This is a genomic window from Stenotrophomonas sp. RS-48 (genome assembly GCF_030053245.1).
Lineage (GTDB): Bacteria > Pseudomonadota > Gammaproteobacteria > Xanthomonadales > Xanthomonadaceae > Stenotrophomonas > Stenotrophomonas maltophilia_P.
The window spans coordinates 24,968-42,130 of the sequence record NZ_JASGBV010000004.1; the positions used below are offsets into that span (position 1 = coordinate 24,968).

12 protein-coding genes are annotated in these 17,163 nt (G+C 65.6%); 5 read left to right on the forward strand and 7 right to left on the reverse strand.

Features of this window, described 5'->3' with window-relative positions; genetic code table 11:
• Positions 1 to 140: 140 nt before the first annotated feature.
• The 5 genes from QMZ25_RS01025 (at position 141) to QMZ25_RS01045 (ending at position 6,188) form a co-directional block, all read left to right on the forward strand.
• Positions 141 to 887, forward strand: coding sequence for an electron transfer flavoprotein subunit beta/FixA family protein (locus tag QMZ25_RS01025; protein ID WP_053516970.1), 747 nt, complete (start codon positions 141 to 143; stop codon positions 885 to 887).
• Positions 887 to 1,828 (forward strand): electron transfer flavoprotein subunit alpha/FixB family protein, encoded by a 942-nt coding sequence (locus QMZ25_RS01030; RefSeq protein ID WP_283218990.1) that lies wholly within the window; start codon positions 887 to 889, stop codon positions 1,826 to 1,828. The genes QMZ25_RS01025 and QMZ25_RS01030 overlap by 1 nt, the downstream gene beginning before the upstream one ends.
• Before the next feature lie 143 nt (positions 1,829 to 1,971).
• Entirely contained in the window at positions 1,972 to 3,330 is a 1,359-nt protein-coding gene (locus QMZ25_RS01035; RefSeq protein ID WP_053516973.1) for a phosphomannomutase/phosphoglucomutase, read from the forward strand.
• A 14-nt stretch (positions 3,331 to 3,344) separates the two neighbouring features.
• Positions 3,345 to 4,754 carry a mannose-1-phosphate guanylyltransferase/mannose-6-phosphate isomerase gene (locus QMZ25_RS01040; protein WP_065175349.1) on the forward strand — a complete coding sequence of 470 codons (1,410 nt, stop codon included), beginning with the start codon at positions 3,345 to 3,347 and terminating at the stop codon, positions 4,752 to 4,754.
• A gap of 3 nt (positions 4,755 to 4,757) precedes the next feature.
• A complete protein-coding gene (locus QMZ25_RS01045; RefSeq protein WP_197572361.1) occupies positions 4,758 to 6,188 on the forward strand; it encodes a UbiA family prenyltransferase in 1,431 nt (476 codons plus the stop codon).
• Positions 6,189 to 6,297: 109 nt separating this feature from the next.
• Here the strand turns inward: QMZ25_RS01045 and QMZ25_RS01050 are convergent, their stop codons facing one another.
• From QMZ25_RS01050 to QMZ25_RS01080, 7 genes are all read right to left on the reverse strand, one after another.
• Positions 6,298 to 7,434: a glycosyltransferase family 4 protein gene (locus tag QMZ25_RS01050; RefSeq protein ID WP_164152893.1), complete on the reverse strand. Its 1,137-nt coding sequence runs from the start codon at positions 7,432 to 7,434 to the stop codon at positions 6,298 to 6,300.
• 2 nt (positions 7,435 to 7,436) lie between these two features.
• Positions 7,437 to 7,784 carry an EamA family transporter gene (locus tag QMZ25_RS01055; protein ID WP_053516976.1) on the reverse strand — a complete coding sequence of 116 codons (348 nt, stop codon included), beginning with the start codon at positions 7,782 to 7,784 and terminating at the stop codon, positions 7,437 to 7,439.
• Positions 7,785 to 7,845: 61 nt separating this feature from the next.
• On the reverse strand, positions 7,846 to 10,044 hold the full coding sequence (locus tag QMZ25_RS01060; RefSeq protein WP_111186689.1) for a hypothetical protein: 2,199 nt from the start codon (positions 10,042 to 10,044) through the stop codon (positions 7,846 to 7,848).
• A 94-nt stretch (positions 10,045 to 10,138) separates the two neighbouring features.
• A complete protein-coding gene (locus QMZ25_RS01065) occupies positions 10,139 to 11,041 on the reverse strand; it encodes a GDP-mannose 4,6-dehydratase (RefSeq protein WP_053516979.1) in 903 nt (300 codons plus the stop codon).
• Positions 11,025 to 12,059 (reverse strand): GDP-mannose 4,6-dehydratase, encoded by a 1,035-nt coding sequence (gene gmd, locus QMZ25_RS01070; RefSeq protein WP_283218991.1) that lies wholly within the window; start codon positions 12,057 to 12,059, stop codon positions 11,025 to 11,027. The genes QMZ25_RS01065 and gmd overlap by 17 nt, the downstream gene beginning before the upstream one ends.
• The gene (locus tag QMZ25_RS01075) at positions 12,056 to 15,736 is read right to left on the reverse strand and encodes a glycosyltransferase (RefSeq protein ID WP_283218992.1); all 3,681 of its coding nucleotides are present in this window, start codon (positions 15,734 to 15,736) and stop codon (positions 12,056 to 12,058) included. Before QMZ25_RS01075 ends, gmd begins: the two co-directional genes overlap by 4 nt.
• Positions 15,733 to 17,154 carry an FkbM family methyltransferase gene (locus tag QMZ25_RS01080; RefSeq protein WP_283218993.1) on the reverse strand — a complete coding sequence of 474 codons (1,422 nt, stop codon included), beginning with the start codon at positions 17,152 to 17,154 and terminating at the stop codon, positions 15,733 to 15,735. The genes QMZ25_RS01075 and QMZ25_RS01080 overlap by 4 nt, the downstream gene beginning before the upstream one ends.
• Between the last annotated feature and the right edge of the window lie 9 nt (positions 17,155 to 17,163).

Consider the following 17,163-nt stretch of genomic DNA (forward strand, 5'->3'; position numbering starts at 1 on the left):
CGCAGCATCGTTTCCGCGCCGCAGCACAACCATACGCATTCGCATGGTTGCCCCAAGCCAGCTAGAATCGGGATCCCACCCCCGAACCGGTTGCTGTCAGGACCGGACGTTCTCCCTGTTACTGAAGGACCCCGTACCAGATGAAAATCCTCGTCGCATACAAGCGCGTGGTGGACTACAACGTCCGCATTCAGGTCAAGCCGGACGGTTCCGGCGTGGTCACCGATGGCGTCAAGCTGTCTCCCAATCCTTTCGATGAAATCGCCCTGGAAGAAGCCCTGCGCCTGCGCGACAAGGGCATCGCCACGGAGGTGGTGGTGGCCACCATCGCCCCGGCCGACGCCCAGGCGCATCTGCGCAACGGCCTTGCCATGGGCGCCAACCGTGCCGTGCACGTGGTCACCGACCAGGCCATCCAGCCGCTGACCGCCGCGCGCACCCTGCTCAAGCTGGTCGAGAAGGAGCAGCCGGACCTGGTGATCCTCGGCAAGCAGGCCATCGACGATGACGCCAACCAGACCGGGCAGATGCTGGCCACGCTCTGGGGCCGCCCGCAGGCGACCTTCGCCAGCAAGCTGGACATCGCCGATGGCAAGGCCACGGTGACCCGTGAGGTCGACGCCGGCCTGGAAACACTGGAAGTGGATCTGCCGGCGGTCGTCACCACCGACCTGCGCCTGAACGAGCCGCGCTTCATCAAGCTGCCGGACATCATGAAGGCCAAGGCCAAGCCGCTGGAAACCCTGCAGCTGGCCGACCTCGGCGTTGAAGCCGCCGACACCTTCAAGACCACCCGGTACGCTGCGCCGTCCAAGCGCAGCAAGGGTGTAATGGTCAAGGACGCGGCCGAACTGGTGGCCGCACTCAAGCAGAAGGGGTTGCTGTAATGAGCAAGATTCTCGTCATCGCCGAGCACCACGACGGCAAGCTCAACGCCGCCACCGCCAAGACCGTCAGCGCCGCCGCTGCCATCAGCGGTGCCAGCATCGACGTGCTGGTGCTGGCCGCCGATCCGACGGCCGTCGCCGCCGAGGCCGCCAGGATCGCCGGCGTCGCCAAGGTCCTGACCGTGGCCAACGCCGCCAACGCACAGGCCCTGGCCCAGGTGCTGGCGCCGCAGATCGCACGGCTGGCCAAGGGCTACAGCCACGTGTTCGGCCCGTCCACCACCTTCGGCAAGGACCTGATGCCGTGCGTGGCCGCCCTGCTGGGTGTCAACCAGGTCTCCGACCTGATGGCCGTGGAAGGCAGCCACACCTTCAAGCGCCCGATCTACGCCGGCAACGCCATCATCACTGTGGAAGCCCCGGCCGACCAGGTCGTGGTCGCCACCGTGCGTGCCGCGTCGTGGCCGGAAGCCGCGCAGGGCGGCAGCGCTGCCATCGAATCGGCCAGCGTCGATGCGGCACTGCCGACCCACACCCGCTTCGTCGGCCTGGCCGCCGGTGCCAGCGACCGTCCGGACCTGCAGAGCGCCAAGCGCGTGGTCTCCGGTGGCCGTGGTGTCGGCTCGGAAGAGAACTTCAAGGTCGTCTTCCAGCTGGCCGACAAGCTCGGCGCCGCCGTCGGCGCCTCGCGCGCCGCCGTCGATGCCGGCTACGTGCCCAGCGACCTGCAGGTCGGCCAGACCGGCAAGATCATCGCGCCGGAGCTGTACGTGGCCGTCGGCATCAGCGGTGCGATCCAGCACCTGACCGGCATCAAGGATGCCGGCACGATCGTGGCGATCAACAAGGACGGCGATGCGCCGATCTTCGAGATTGCCGATATCGGCCTGGTCGGGGATCTGTTCACGATCCTGCCGGAACTCGAGGCCGCGCTGGGCTGAGCGCCCGCCCGGGGTGCCGCGTAATCAACAGGTTACGCGGCATTCCCTTCCTTCTGGGGCCCGCAGGGACGCTGGCCTGGCTCACCCGTCCTTGCAGTGCCTGTCGCTATAATCCGGGGTCAACCCGTGTAAGGACTGCATTGATGACGCTCCCGTGTTTCAAGGCCTATGACATCCGTGGCCGCGTTCCGGATGAACTGGATGAACGCCTTGCCCGCCGCATCGGCGCCGGCACTGCCGCGTTGCTGGGCCCGGGACCGGTGGTGGTGGGACACGATATCCGCCTGAGCAGCCCTGCCCTCCTGCAGGCCGCCATCGAAGGCCTGACCGCCAGCGGCCGCGATGTCATCGACATCGGCATGTGCGGTACCGAGGAGGTCTATTTCCAGACCTTCCACCGCAAGGCCGCCGGCGGCATCATGGTCACCGCCAGCCACAACCCGATGGACTACAACGGGATGAAGCTGGTGCGCGAGGAGTCCAAGCCGATCAGCGGCGATACCGGCCTGTTCGACATCCGCGACTTCGCCGCCTCGGAGGCGCCGCTGGGAACCGGCCAGGGCGAGGTCCGCCAGGACACCGACAAGTCCGCCTACATCCAGCACCTGCTCGGCTACGTCGACGTGGCCGGCCTGAAGCCGCTGAAGATCGTCACCAACCCCGGCAACGGTGGCGCTGGCCTGGTGATCGACGAACTGGCGCCGCACCTGCCGTTCGAGTTCATCCGCATCCAGCACGAGGCCGATGGCAGTTTCCCGAATGGCATCCCCAATCCGCTGCTGCCGGAGAACCGTGCGGCAACGCGCGATGCCGTGCGCGCGCACGGTGCCGATTTCGGCATCGCCTGGGACGGCGATTTCGATCGCTGCTTCTTCTTCGACGCCGACGGCAACTTCATCGAGGGCTACTACCTGGTCGGGCTGCTGGCGACGGCGCTGCTGGCCCGCCAGGCGGGCGGCAAGATCATCCACGACCCGCGCCTGACCTGGAACACCGTGGAAATGGTCGAGCAGGCCGGCGGCGTGCCGATCATGAGCAAGACCGGGCATGCGTTCATCAAGGAGCGCATGCGTGCCGAAGATGCCATCTACGGCGGCGAGATGAGCGCCCACCATTACTTCCGCGAGTTCGCCTACTGCGACTCGGGCATGATCCCGTGGCTGCTGATCGCGCAGCTGGTTTCCACGACCGGCAAGTCACTGGGCGAGCTGGTGGCCGATCGCATGAAGGCCTATCCGTGCAGCGGCGAGATCAACTTCCGTGTTGACGATGCCAAGGCGACCGTGGCGCGCGTGCTGGCGCATTTCCAGCAACAGCAGCCGGTACTGGACCATACCGATGGCGTCAGTGCGGATTTCGCCGACTGGCGCTTCAACCTGCGCAGCTCCAACACCGAGCCGCTGCTGCGCCTGAACATCGAAACCCGTGGCGATGACGCCCTGCTGCGCGAACGCATCGCCGAGCTGACCGCGCTGATCGGCGGCACGCCGGCAAACCATTAACCGAAGGACGCACCATGAATCCCATCGTTCCCGTCATTCTTTCCGGCGGCTCTGGCACGCGTCTGTGGCCGCTGTCGCGCGAAGCGTATCCGAAGCAGTTCCTGCCGCTGGTCGGCAACGACACGATGCTGCAGGCGACCTGGAAGCGCGTTGCGTCGATTGCCGGCGCGGCACCGATCGTGGTCGCCAACCAGGAACACCGTTTCATGGCGGCCGAGCAGCTGCGCGAATGCAAGGTGCTGCCGCAGGCGCTGATCCTCGAGCCGGTCGGCCGCAACACCGCGCCGGCGATCGCCATCGCCGCGCTGCAGGCACTGTCGGCCGGCGATGACGCGCTGCTGCTGGTGCTGCCGTCGGACCACGTGGTCCGCAACGAGGCAGCGTTCCATGCCGCGGTCAAGCAGGCCGCCGTCGCGGCCGAATCCGGTAAGCTGGTCACCTTCGGCATCGTGCCGACGGCGCCGGAGACCGGCTACGGCTACATCAAGGCCGCCACGGGTGAAGGCGTGCGTGCCGTCGACCGCTTCGTCGAGAAGCCCGACCTGGCTACCGCCGAACAGTACGTGGCATCCGGCGAGTACTTCTGGAACAGCGGCATGTTCCTGTTCAAGGCCTCGCGCTACCTGAAGGAACTGGAGACGCTGCAGCCGGCGATCCTCGCCGCCTGCCGCAATGCGCTCGACAAGGCCGCACGCGACAACGACTTCATCCGCCTCGACGCCGAGGCCTTCGCTGCCAGCCCGAACGACTCGATCGACTACGCGGTGATGGAAAAGACCGCCGATGCCGCCGTGGTACCGCTCGACGCGGAATGGAATGACGTCGGCTCGTGGTCGGCATTGTGGGAAGTGTCCGACAAGGATGCCGACGGCAACGCCTGTCATGGCGATGTCATCGCCCTGGACTGCAAGGACAGCTATGCCTATGGCAACCGCCTGATCGCGATGGTCGGCCTGCAGGACGTGGTGGTCGTGGAGACCGACGACGCCGTGTTCGTCGGCCACAAGGACCGCGTGCAGGACGTCAAGGAGATTGTCGGCCGGATCAAGCGCGAGGGCCGCAGTGAAGCTGCCGCGCACCGCAAGGTGTACCGTCCGTGGGGCGCCTACGATTCCATCGACAACGGCGACCGCTTCCAGGTCAAGCGCATCACCGTCAAGCCGGGCGCGACCCTGAGCCTGCAGATGCATCACCACCGCGCCGAGCACTGGATCGTGGTCAGCGGCACGGCCGAGGTGACCCGGGGCGACGAGGTCATCCTGCTGTCGGAAAACCAGAGCACGTACATCCCGCTGGGTGTCACCCATCGCCTGAAAAACCCGGGCAAGCTGCCGCTGGAGTTGATCGAAGTGCAGTCGGGCAGCTACCTGGGCGAGGACGATATCGTTCGTTTCGAAGACCAGTACGGCCGCGCGGGAGGCTGATCGGTGAGTGCTTCGGGTGCCGGCCGTTCGAGGCCGTTGTGTGTTGATCTGGACGGCACCCTGCTGCGCAGTGACCTGTTGTACGAGACCTTCCTGAGGATGCTGGCACGGCAGCCCTGGATGCTGTTCGTGCTGCCGTTCTGGCTGCTGCGTGGCAAGGCGCACCTGAAGCACCAGCTGGCGGTGCACGGTGCCGGCGATCCGGCACTGCTGCCGTACGACCCGCGCGTGGTCGAACTGCTGCGGACCAGCAGTGATCGCAGGCGGGTCCTGTGCACGGCATCGGACGCGGCACTGGTGGAGCCGATCGCGCGCCATCTGGGCGTGTTCGACGACGTGTTCTGCAGCGATGGACACACCAATCTTGCCGGCCATCGCAAGGCCGATCTGCTGGTGGAGCAGTTCGGCGAGCGCGGTTTCGACTACATGGGCAACGCGCGGGTCGATCTGGCCATCTGGAAGCACGCGCATTCGGCCTGGGTGGTCAACGCCAGTGCCGGTGTCGCCCGCGCTGCGGCGCACTGTTCGGAGCTTGCCGCCCACTGGCCCCGCGAAGGCGGCGGCCCACGCGCCTGGCTCAAGGCGATGCGTGTCCACCAGTGGCTGAAGAACGTGCTGGTATTCGTGCCATTGCTGGCGAGTCATCGTTTCCTGGAGTTGGAGACCACGCTCAACGCGGTGCTGGCGTTCATCGCCTTCGGGCTGTGCGCATCCGGCGTGTATCTGTTCAATGATCTGCTGGACCTCGACTCGGACCGGCAGCATCCGCGCAAGCGCAAGCGCCCGTTCGCCTGTGGCCGGCTGGATCTGCGTTCGGGGCTGCTGGCCACGCCGGTACTGACCCTGGCCGGCTTCCTGCTGGCGGCCATTGTCGCCCCTGCATTCCTGCTGGTACTGGCCATCTATTTCTGCCTCACCCTGGCCTATTCCCTGCGGATGAAGCAGGTGGTGATGATCGATGTGGTGATGCTGGCCGCGCTCTACACCATCCGCATCGTCGGCGGTGCCGCGGCAATCGACGTCACGCTTTCGTTCTGGCTGCTGACCTTCTCGATGTTCATCTTCCTCAGCCTGGCCATGCTCAAGCGCTACACCGAACTGCGCATGACGCTGGCCAGCGGCAAGGAGAAGCCCAGCGGGCGTGGCTACCACGTCGAGGACCTGGGACTGGTACAGGCCCTGGGTACCGCGTCGGGCATGGCGTCGGTACTGGTGCTGTGCCTGTACATCAACGCGCCGGAAAGCCAGGAGCTCTACGGGCATCCGCTGTTCCTGTGGCTGCTGTGCCCGGTCCTGCTCTACTGGATCTGCCGCACTTGGCTGCTGGCCCACCGTGGACAGATGCACGACGACCCGGTCGTGTTCGCAGTGAAGGATCCCGGCAGCCTGATCACGGTGCTGGTGGGTGGCCTGTCGGTACTGGCGGCGATCTGAATCAGGCACATCACGGCTGCGCCACCGGCGCGCAGCCTGTCATTCAAGCACGGGGAATGACGGTGCCAGCGCTGCCCGCAGGCAGCGCTGGCAACCCGGCCAGGTGGGATCAGGCCGGACGCTCGGACCCGGTACGATCCAGCAGCATGGCTTCCTGCAGGTCGTAGAAGCGCCGCAGCGGATAGGCCTGCAGTGCCTGTGCGCGTACCTCGGCACGGCTTGCCGCATCGCGGCTGGCCATCAGGCGCAGCATCGCTGCCGCCAGTGCCGGTGCATCGCCGACCGGCACCACTTCGCCATTGCCGGTGTTCTGCACGATGGTGCGCACGCCCGGCAGGTTCGACGCGATCACCCGTGAACCACTGAGCATCGCCTCCAGCTGCACCATGCCGAACGCTTCATAGCGGTTGACGCTGGGCAGTACCAGCACATCGAGCTGCGCATAGAACGCCTGCAGTTCCTGTTCGCTGACGCGACCGCGCACGTCGACCGCATCCCCCAGCGCGGCGATGCTGCCGTGGATGGCATCCATGATGCCGCCGCCGGCGATGTTGTGGGTATCCCCGACCAGCACCAGGCGGACACGGTCGCCATGCAGGGCATGGACCTGGCTGAAGGCCTCCAGCAGGACGGGCAGGCCTTTCTCGGCAACGAAGCGGCCCACGAAACCAAAGCGGAACACCCCGTCGGTACTCGCCGGGCGATCCTGCCAGGGCATCGCCTTCATCGGCGCCAGCACTTCATGCTGCTTGTGACGGATACCGGACAACCAGGCCGATGAGCTCGCGTAATCGTGGGTGAGCACCCCGACATCACGGGCGCGCCGCGTGGCCAGCCAGCAGGACACACGGGTCACGTTCACCGCCAGCCGGTCCAGCAGTCCACCCACCACGGCCATGTCGCACTGGTAGTTCACCACCAGCTTGCGGGCCGGGACCAGCAATGACAGCAGGCCCGACTCCAGCATCGGCATATGCAGGTTGACCACATCATGCTGCCGCGCCAGTCGGCGGAACCAGGTGATGAACTTCCAGCTCAGGACGCCTTTGTGCATGCGGGCGAACACCGGTGCGCGCACCACGCGCACGCCGTTGATGGTCTCTTCCACCGGCAGGGATGCATCGTGCTGGGTGGTGAGCACGGTGACCTCGTGGCGATGGGACAGGTCCTCGGCAAGCATCCGCGCGAATTCAGTCACCCCGCTCATGTAGGGCGTGTAGTAGGTCAGGACGATCAGGATCTTCATGCTCAGCTCGCGCTCACCAGTACCACGCCCAGCACGATCAGGCCGATTCCGGCCATGCGCAGTGGGCCGATGTGCTCGCCCAGGAACAGCACGGCAAGCACAGGTGTCACCACGTAGGTCAGGGCGATCATCGGCTGCAGCTTGGTCAGTGGCATGTACTTGAGCAGCACCACCCACGACACCAGCGGGATCATCTGCAGGATGAAGCCGGTCACCAGTGGCAGGTTGAACGCAGACGACAGCATGGGCAGGAGGCCGTCGGAATAGGTGACACGCCCTGCCCCGACCTTCAGCAGGACGGTTCCACAGGCGCCGAGGATGACCAGGCCGAAGACGATCAGGAGTTGCATGGGAGACCTCTTGCGCCGTGGCCGTGGCCCGACGCTGTTCGATGGATGATTGCGAAGACCGTCATTCTGCCGGCTCGGCAGGCACGCCGCAGCTGATGCGGGCGTGGGACACGTTGGCGAACAGAGGCCGGGGATCGGTTGATAGACCCAACGCCTGCGGCGACGCAACCGGCCAATCCGGCGCGAGGACGACCACCGAGCTGCCGCCGGCCAGCGACAAACTGACCTCGCCCTGGTGCCCGTCGACGGTTGCTGCTTCCACACCGTTGACGGTCACATGGATACGTCCCTCGGCGGGTGGCTGCAGCAGATCCAGATCAACCTGCAGTCGTGCGTCCGCACATCCTTTGGGCACGAAGGTTTCAAGGCTGAAGGCGCCGCGGGTCCAGCAGTGATCCTGTTCGCAGGTGTGCCAGCCCGTACCCGCCTGGGCCAGCGGCAACTGACCGGACTGCAGCGAGAACAATGCGAATGTGGGATCTTCCAGGAGCGGGGCAGTACCCGGCGGCAGCGCTGGGCCCGTCCCGGGCTGCCTGAGTACCAGCAGCCAATCGGGTGATTCGGCACCGCGCAGGCTGTCATTGAACAGGGCATCGCTGTACCCCACCGGAGCGTCGCCACGGTCGGCAATGCGCGCGCGCACCCCGCGCCGATGCAGCTCCAGCACAGCAAAGTCCTGCTTGACGTAGCGCTCCGGCCCGTTGACCCCGGACGTGTCGATGACAACCTCATCGCCCTTCTGCGGCAGCCTGATCGCTTCCGAGAGGGCATGGGTGATACCCGAAGGCACATGCGAGACCAGGATCGATCGCGAACGCACGGCGTAGGCCGCCGACAGCGCCCCCAGCGTCGCCATCAGCAGCAGTACCACACCTGTGCGGCCGCGACGGCGCGCATGGCGCAGCAGAAGCCAGCTCAACAGCGCCACCCATGCCGGCCCGAGCACCTGCACCAGCTTGTGCTCGCCGTACTGATAGCCATGGCTCTGCACATAGGCAACCAGCACCATGCTGGCTGCCAGCAAGCCGACGAAGAACCGCCAGCGTCCTTCCCGGATGGAAAGCCATGCAGTGGACGCCATCAGCACCAGCCCGAGCATGATGGCTTCCGGATTCACGGCAGGTTCGCCGGTCATCAACAGGCCGGCGAAGGGAGCCGACAGCCACCAACCCCAGAAGGGCTGCCGGATGTACCAGCTGGGCCACGACGACTGCGCGACGATGCCACTGACCTGGGCATAGGATGCCATCAGCTCGGGCAGCATCCGGTTGAGGACGATCGCGCAGGCCAGCATCGCCAGCAGGCCGCCCAGCAGGAACACCCGCCAGGAACGCAGCCACATGGCCGTCACCAGTACGGCCAGGGCCACGATCATGCACGCATGCACCGCCGCTTCGCCGTATGCCATGCCGGTACAGCCCGCGGCTGCACCCAGCATGATCCACTTTGCACCCAGCGACTGCATCGGCGTAAGCGCCCACAGCACGATCATCATCAGCAGGGCGCCCGCCATCGCCGTACCGATGTTCTCGTTGACCACCGCAAGCATCATGCCGGTACCCAGCATGCACAGCACCGCCAGCAGGAAGGCCACCGCGGTTCCCCGCGGCCAGCGACGCGCGCCGCCGAAGCGGCCTGCCATCGAGGGCAGCATGCCGAGCACCGGGAACAGTGCGGCGGTGCCGATCATCGCCCGCACCTGGTTTGGGCCTGCCTCCGGCACGAAGCTGGACGCCAGTGCCAACAGGCTGTACGCCCCATTGCGCTGCACGATGCAGCCGTTGCCGATGAACTGCATGCCCTGACCGCATTGCCCCAGCGCCCACTCGCGGGCCACCGTGGCCTGCTCGACCCAGAGCGGGTGTTGCATGGCCCATTTGGCACCGCCGTAGAAGAACACCAGATCATGGTTGGTGCCTTCAAGCATCCACAGATGCCGGGAGGCGAACATGAGATTCCACCATGCGACCAGCAGAACGCCCGCAAGCAGACTGATCGTGAACGCCCAGATCGACGCATGGGCGAGCGGATCGGCGAAGCCACGGCGAAGCGCCACGAGGGCTCCCACGGCCCCGCTGATCAGGAAACAGGGAAACACCACGTAGCCGGGCAGCCACGCATTGGCATTCATCAGCAGGGCCAGTACGCACACGCTTGCAAGCAGCAACGCCTGGACCGGCCCGATCCGCCGCAGATGCGGGCTCACGCGGATGCCGGCGACGGCCAGCAGGGTCGAGCTGCCGATGACAGCAAGACACATCGCCAATACCGGCGCAATCAGTTGCCAGACATAATGCACTGCGTGTTCTCCCTGCACTGAAGGCGGGATCCGCCGAAGCGGACCCCGCGCTCTTTCAGGCCTCCGCGCGGGCCTGGTACATCCAACGAAGCGTCTCGCCCAGATCGAAGTCCGGCAATGAGCCGACCGCGGCCCGCAGCTTGCCGTTGTCACCACGCAGCGACTTGACCTCGTTGGCGCGGACGAAGGCGGGATTCACTTTCACTTCGATGTCGCGGCCGGAGATGCCACGCATGCGTTCGATGACCTCATGCAGCGAATGCTCCTGGCCGGAGCAGACGTTGTAGGTCTGGCCATTGCCCGGCAGTGCCAGCAGGCCTTCGTAGGCAGCGGCCACGCCCCGCACGTCATTGAAATCGCGCGAGACATCGGTGTTGCCCAGCTCGATCACATCGGCACCGCGGCGGAAGTGCGCCACGATCTTCGGAATCAGGAACTTCTCGTCCTGGCCCACGCCGGTGTAGTTGAATGGACGCACCAGGGTCAGCGGAAGCTGATCGATCCACAGCGCCGCCATGGCCTCCATCGCCATCTTGCTGACCGCGTAGTCGTTCTGTGGCGAAAGCGGCGCCTGCTCGTCGAGCACGCCGGACGCGTTGCCGTAGACATTGGCACTGCTGGCCAGCAGTACATTGCTCGGTGCCTCGTCCAGAGACGCCAGCGCTTCCAGCAGGTTGCGCGTACCCACCACGTTGACCCGGTAGATCTCGTCGGCATCACCGTGGGCGACGAACGAGATCGCAGCCAGATGGACCACGCGCTGCGGACGCACTCTGGCGACGTGCTGCTTGAGCGCAGCACGGTCGAGCAGATTGACCGACGTTGCGGTGTCGCCGGAATGCAGATCATGCACATCGCAACCGGCAGCACGCAGGCGCTCGATCACGTAGCGCCCGGTGAACCCGGACGCCCCCGTGACCAGCACGCGCTGGCCTGACAACTCAGAACGAGAAGCCACGCTCGTTCCTCTTGAGGTCAGCCTCGACCATCATCTGGCACAGCTGTTCCAGGCTGGTCTGCGGCTTCCAGCCAAGGATGCGCTCGGCCTTTTCCGGGTTGCCGATCAGCAGATCGACTTCGGCCGGGCGGTGGAACTTCGGATTGATGCGCATCACGGTCTTGCCGGTGGCGGTGTCCACCGCGACTTCTTCCGCGTCCTTGCCCTTGAACTCGACATCGATGCCGGCGCCCTTGAACGCCATCGCCACGAAGTCGCGCACGGTCTCGGTACGGTTGGTGGCCAGCACGAAGGTGTCCGGCTGCTCGGCCTGCAGCATGCGCCACATGCCTTCCACGTATTCCTTGGCGAAGCCCCAGTCACGCTTGGCGTCCAGGTTGCCCAGTTCCAGGACGTCCAGCTGGCCCAGCTTGATCTTGGCAACCGAGTCGGTGATCTTGCGGGTCACGAACTCGCGCCCGCGCAGCGGGCTTTCGTGGTTGAACAGGATGCCGCTGGAACCGAAGATGTCGTAGCTCTCGCGGTAGTTGACAGTGATCCAGTGCGCGTAGAGCTTGGCCACGCCGTACGGGCTGCGCGGGTAGAACGGGGTGTCCTCCACCTGCGGCACGGCCTGCACCTTGCCGAACATTTCCGAGGTCGACGCCTGGTAGAAGCGGATCTTCGGATTGACCAGGCGGATCGCTTCCAGCAGGTTCAGTGCACCCACACCGGTGATCTGCGCGGTGGTGGTCGGCTGGTCGAAGCTGACGCCGACGAAGCTCTGTGCGGCCAGGTTGTAGATCTCGTCCGGCTGGATCTTCTGCACCATCGCCAGCGACGTGCCGAGGTCGGTCAGGTCGTACTCCACCAGGTGCAGGTTCGGGTGGTTGGTCACGCCCAGCTCATCCAGGCGCCAGAAATTGACCGAGCTGGTGCGGCGGTAGGTGCCGTGCACTTCATAGCCCTTCTCCAGCAGCAGCTGGGTGAGATAGGCGCCGTCCTGACCCGTGATGCCTGTGATGATTGCCTTCTTCATTGCTTCTCGTCCTGATGATTGAGTGTATTTGCAGCCAGAACCTGCCGACGCGTGCGGAGGATCTGTCGAGCCATGGAGTCCAGACGGCGGGCCAGCGCAGGATACCGGTGTTCGGCGCGCCATTGTGCGGCACGCTGCTGCACTTCGGCCAACACTGGATCGCCGTCACGGCTGGCACGCAGCAGTTGCCGCAGACCGGCCGCAAGATCGGCCGGGGAGGTCCCGGGCAGACGGTGAACGACGTCGCCGACGTTGTCGAAGATCGCCAGCGGCGTGACGGCCACCGGGCGGCCTGAGGCCAGCCCGTAGCGGACTGCCGCGCTGGAGGATTCGCCGGTGCCCTGGTATGGGAACACCACCACATCGGCCTGCACCAGCTCCTGCATGCTCTCCTGGTCACGCAGGAAACGGGTCACCATCCGCACACGCGACTGCAGGCCGTGCTGCACGACGCGCGCCACCGCCTGGTCGATCTGCTGCCGCGAGACATCCACCGGATACTCGGCATTGATCATCGCCAGTTCGACGTCCACGCCCTGGGCGACCATCAACGCAACAGCGTCGATCAGTTCCAGCAACCCCTTGTGCGGCAGGAAGAAACCGTAGGAAACGACGCGCAGGCGTGCGCCCGTGTTTGCCGCCGCCGGCTCAGCCGGTTCCAGGATGCCGTGCGGGAACATCGCGGTGTTGCGCTCCACGCCGATGTCCTTGAGACGGTTGAGGTCGTGTATGGAGTGCACCAGCACGCGATCGCAGCCGGCCAGTGCCGGCCCCAGGTCGCGCAGCCGCTTGCGCGGATTCTCCGCGGCATCAACGGTTGCATGCATCATCACGATCAGGCCCCTGCCGGCCGCCTGCTGCCGCTCAAGGAAGGCCGAGAACGCGGGGAAGTCAAAGAAGCCGTACTGGAACTGGATGATCAGCGTGTCCAGCTTCAGGCGCTCGATCTGCTGTTCCAGCCGCTCGAGCATGTCGCCTTCGCCCTGCCGCCAGCAGCGGACAACCTCTGGCCCATCGCGGAACGTGCGGTCATCGGCCTCGGCCGCCAGGATCGCCACCGGCGTTCCGCCGCTCTCCACGAGATAGCTGGCGTAACTGGCCACGCCGCAGCGCGTATTCCAGGTCGTGATCCAGCCGACGCGCGCATCGGGCAGCGTCGGCTGCGCCGCGAACGCGCGTACGTCCTGCTCCAGTCTCCGCGCGGCATCGGACCACGTGAAGCGCGACTTCAGAAGTCGCCGCGCGGCCTCGACCTTGTCCCGCACACGCGCCGGATCGGCGCCGTGCACCTCACGCATTGCGGCGGCCAGCGCGTCGACATCGGGTTCGGCCCAGACCGAATTGCGCAGATTGAAGTGGGTCTGCGCCGGAACGAAGCGGTAATCCACCATCCAGGCGGTTTCTTCGCTGCAGAAATCCAGCTGCCCCCCCCAGTTGGTGGTGATCACCGGCAGGCCGCCCAGCATCGCTTCGGCCAATGGCAGGCCAAAGCCTTCAGCCCGGCTCGGCGCCAGCAGCGCGTTGCAGCTCGCGTACAGATGCTTGAGCTGGGCGTCGCTCACGTCCTCCTCGATGATGTGCACGTCCGGATAATCCGGGTTGTCGCGGCGTGCTTCAGCCAGCCAGCGATGCACTTCATTGTGTGGATTGGCGAAGGTCTTGATGACGAGGCTGACATCGTCGGCGGCGCTGAACGCCTTGCCATAGGCCACAAGCATCGCGTCCACGCCCTTGCGCGGGAAGCACGAGGACACGTGGAGGAAGCGGAACCCCCTGCCCGGCACCGGATAGGTCGCATCGGCAACAATCTGCTCCCAGTGATCCACGCCGTTCCAGCAGACGCCAAGGGGAACCGACACGCCGTTATCCACCATGATCTTCTCGACATGATGCGAAACGCAGGAGATCCCCTGCAGGCTGTCATTGAACTCCTCGACCCACTCCTGCGGAAAACCGCTCTCCTCCCAGGGATAGGCGTGCAGCAGATTCATCCTTGCGCGTGCATCGGCAACCCGTGGCGGATACAGCAGCCGGCTGGTCACATCGGCCTGGTCGGCCGGGATCGCGGCCACGGCAGCATGCAGCGCCGCCACGCGCGGATTGCGCGCAAGGAACTGCGGTGACGGATCGAAATCACCCGGGCCCTCGGTCGAATGCAGACCCACGCGGTGGCCACGATCGGCCAATGCTTCGGCGAGGCAACGGTTCACCAGGGCCAGGCTGTAGCTGCTGTCGAATGGCCCTTCCACGCGCCAGGACAGCGACGCGGGCAGCTCACCGCCGCGTGCGAGCGCCTCGTTGGCCGCCATTCCGGAGGAGATCAGCGCTGCCGCCTGCTGCAGTTCGAAGGGTTCCGGCTCGCAGCCGACGTCCAGCCCACCCACCGCCTGGACCAGGGTGCGGTAGCCGGCGTCGAGTGCAGGCGACGCGGCGACCCAGCGGCGATCGCGTGGCGCACGACGCGATGCGACCGCTTCCATGGCCTGCAGCGCGGCCTTGGCCGAATTGTCCCACGAGAACTTCGCCGCCTGTCGGGGAGCATGGGCACGCAGGGAATCGGCGAATGCGGTGTCAGTCAGGACGTTCTGCATGGAGCGGGCGATCGAAGCAGGCTCCGTTGGATCGAACAACGCATCTTCACGACCGATCACCTCGGGGATGCTGGTCGTGCCTGAGCCAATGGTCGGTGCTCCGCAGGACATGGCCTCCAGCGCGGGCAGGCCAAAGCCTTCATGCAACGAGGGGAACACGAAGGCCGCCGTCGCGCTGTACAGCGCGATCAGCTCTTCGTCGGTGATATAGCCGGTGAACACCACCTGGTTGCTGACGCCGAGCTGCGCTGCCAGCACATCGAAATTGCGGCGGTCGTGCTCGGACACTTTGCCGGCGATGACCAGCTGCGTCGACGCACGTACGGCCGGATCCATCAGGGAGAATGCCCGCAGCAGACCCTCTGCATTCTTGCGCGGCTCCATTGCCCCGCTGTACATCACGTAGCGGCCACGCAGGCCGAAGCGCTCGCGGAACAGGGTCTGCTCGCGTTCGCCGATGGCCATCGGCACGAAGTGCGGCGAGATTGCCGAGGAGATGTTGACCACACGCGCCGGATCGATATCCAACGCCTGCAATGCCTCCTGCCGGGCATGCTGGGAGATCGACAGCAGCAGGTCGGCGCGCTTGAGCGACTCGACCTTGTCCATGTACCAGGACCGGACCCAGTCCGATGCCAGATAGACGTCGGGATTGAGCAGCGGAATCAGGTCATAAAGGGTCAGCGCAGTCGCAGCCCGTACGCCCGGCAACTTGCCGATCGAGCCGACCGCACCGCCCTGGGAACCTTCGAACAGGCTGGATACGTGGATGAAGTCGGGCTGGAGGCCATCCAGGAACGCTTCCCACATCAGCTCGGATGCACCACGCCGCCACGCATCCGCGGCGTTCGGCCAGCCTACCCGGCTGAAGGTATCGAACTGACGGATCCGTTCCTGCGGGACCAGGCCATCCAGGGCCTGGCGGATGTCGCCAATGCCATCGGGGAAGGTGCCGTTGACCGCCACCCAGATCTCATGGTCGCCCGCATTGCGGGCCATCGCTTGCGCCAGCGAGGTCGAATAGCGCCCGATGCCCCGGAATCGGCTCTCGGTCTGTGCACCCTGCAGGTCAATCAGCACTCTCATCGGGCAGCCCTTTCATTCCTTGAACGCTTCAGGTCTTCCAGCACGCGCCGGGCCCGTCGATCCAGATGGACGACAGTGACTTCGTGCTCGTTGCCCTCCATTGCAGCCAATCGCGCCCGCTCGATCTCGAACAGCTGTTCGCTGATGGCGATCTTCTGCAGGCGCTGGTGAAGGAAGGGAATGCGCGTAACCAGGGGCTTGGCCAGGCGTCGCAGCCACGGTGCGGCCATGGCGACCTTCAGCGCGCGCACGACCGCCGGCCGCAGCGCACGTTTCATGCGGCCCAGCACGCTGGACGACAGGCGTCGGCGCACGGCCCGGAACGGCCGCGTGAGCTGCCACGAACGGCTGCGTTCGATCGCATCCAGCTGCGCGCGCAGCTGCTCATGCGCCAACCACCAGCGATGGGCCTCGTGCTTGCCCTTGGTGACCTGCTCAGTCAGCTCATGCAGTTCGGCCAGCGCCTTCCTGTCGAGCAGGCTGCGCTCACGCTCATGCTTGCTCACCAGTTCCCGCTGGGCCACTGCCATCGCACGGACCGCGCCCTCGTGCTCGCTGCGCAGCCTTTCCATTGCCCGGGCGTTGTGCTCGGTTGCCTCGGCGGATTCTTCCTGCGCCCGCTGCAGTGCCGCGTCCAGATCCTGGATCCGCTCGTTCAGTTCGACCTCGCGTCGATCCGCCAGCGTCTGCAGTTCGTGATAGGCCAGGTTGATCTGCGAGCAGAACTGCGAGCCCGAACTCAGACTGAAATCATCGAACACATTGGGTCCGCTCTCGAATGCCGCATCCAGTTCGGGATGCTGCGCACTGGCGTAGAACCGGTTGAGGCCGTCGAAATAGACGAACCGGTACCCCTTGTCGAGCAGGATCGGTTCCCAGTTCTGGTGGGATTGTTCCGAACTCAGCGGACGCGTGCTTTCCACCACCACCAGCCAGGGCAAGCGGGTATCGCGCTGCCAGCCGCGCAGCACCAGTTCCTCTGCGCCCTCGACGTCGACCTTCAACCAGTGGATGTCAGTGGCTGGCACCTGCTCCAGCACGGTGTCCAGCGTCAGCGCCGGCACACGCACGTCGGAGACGTTGAAGCCCGCCTCCCGATGTTCGGCAGCGATGGCCGGATCCGTGGTGCTCAGGCCGGTATCGGCGATGTTGAAGAACTGCAGTATCCCGGGTTGATCGCTTACGGCAACCTGCAGCACCACCTCATCCGGCCGGCGATCGCGCAGCAGGTTGGCATACTGCGGCGTGGGCTCCACGTGCACGCCGCGCCAGCCATGCTCGTAGAACATCCGGCTTACCGAGTCGGTGTCGGGGCTCTGTGCGCCCACATCGACATAGCAGCCATTGACCACATGTGACAGCGCGCGCCAGAGCATGACGTCTTCGAAATTCTGCGCGTAGGAAATCAGCTTTGACATGGTTGTCCG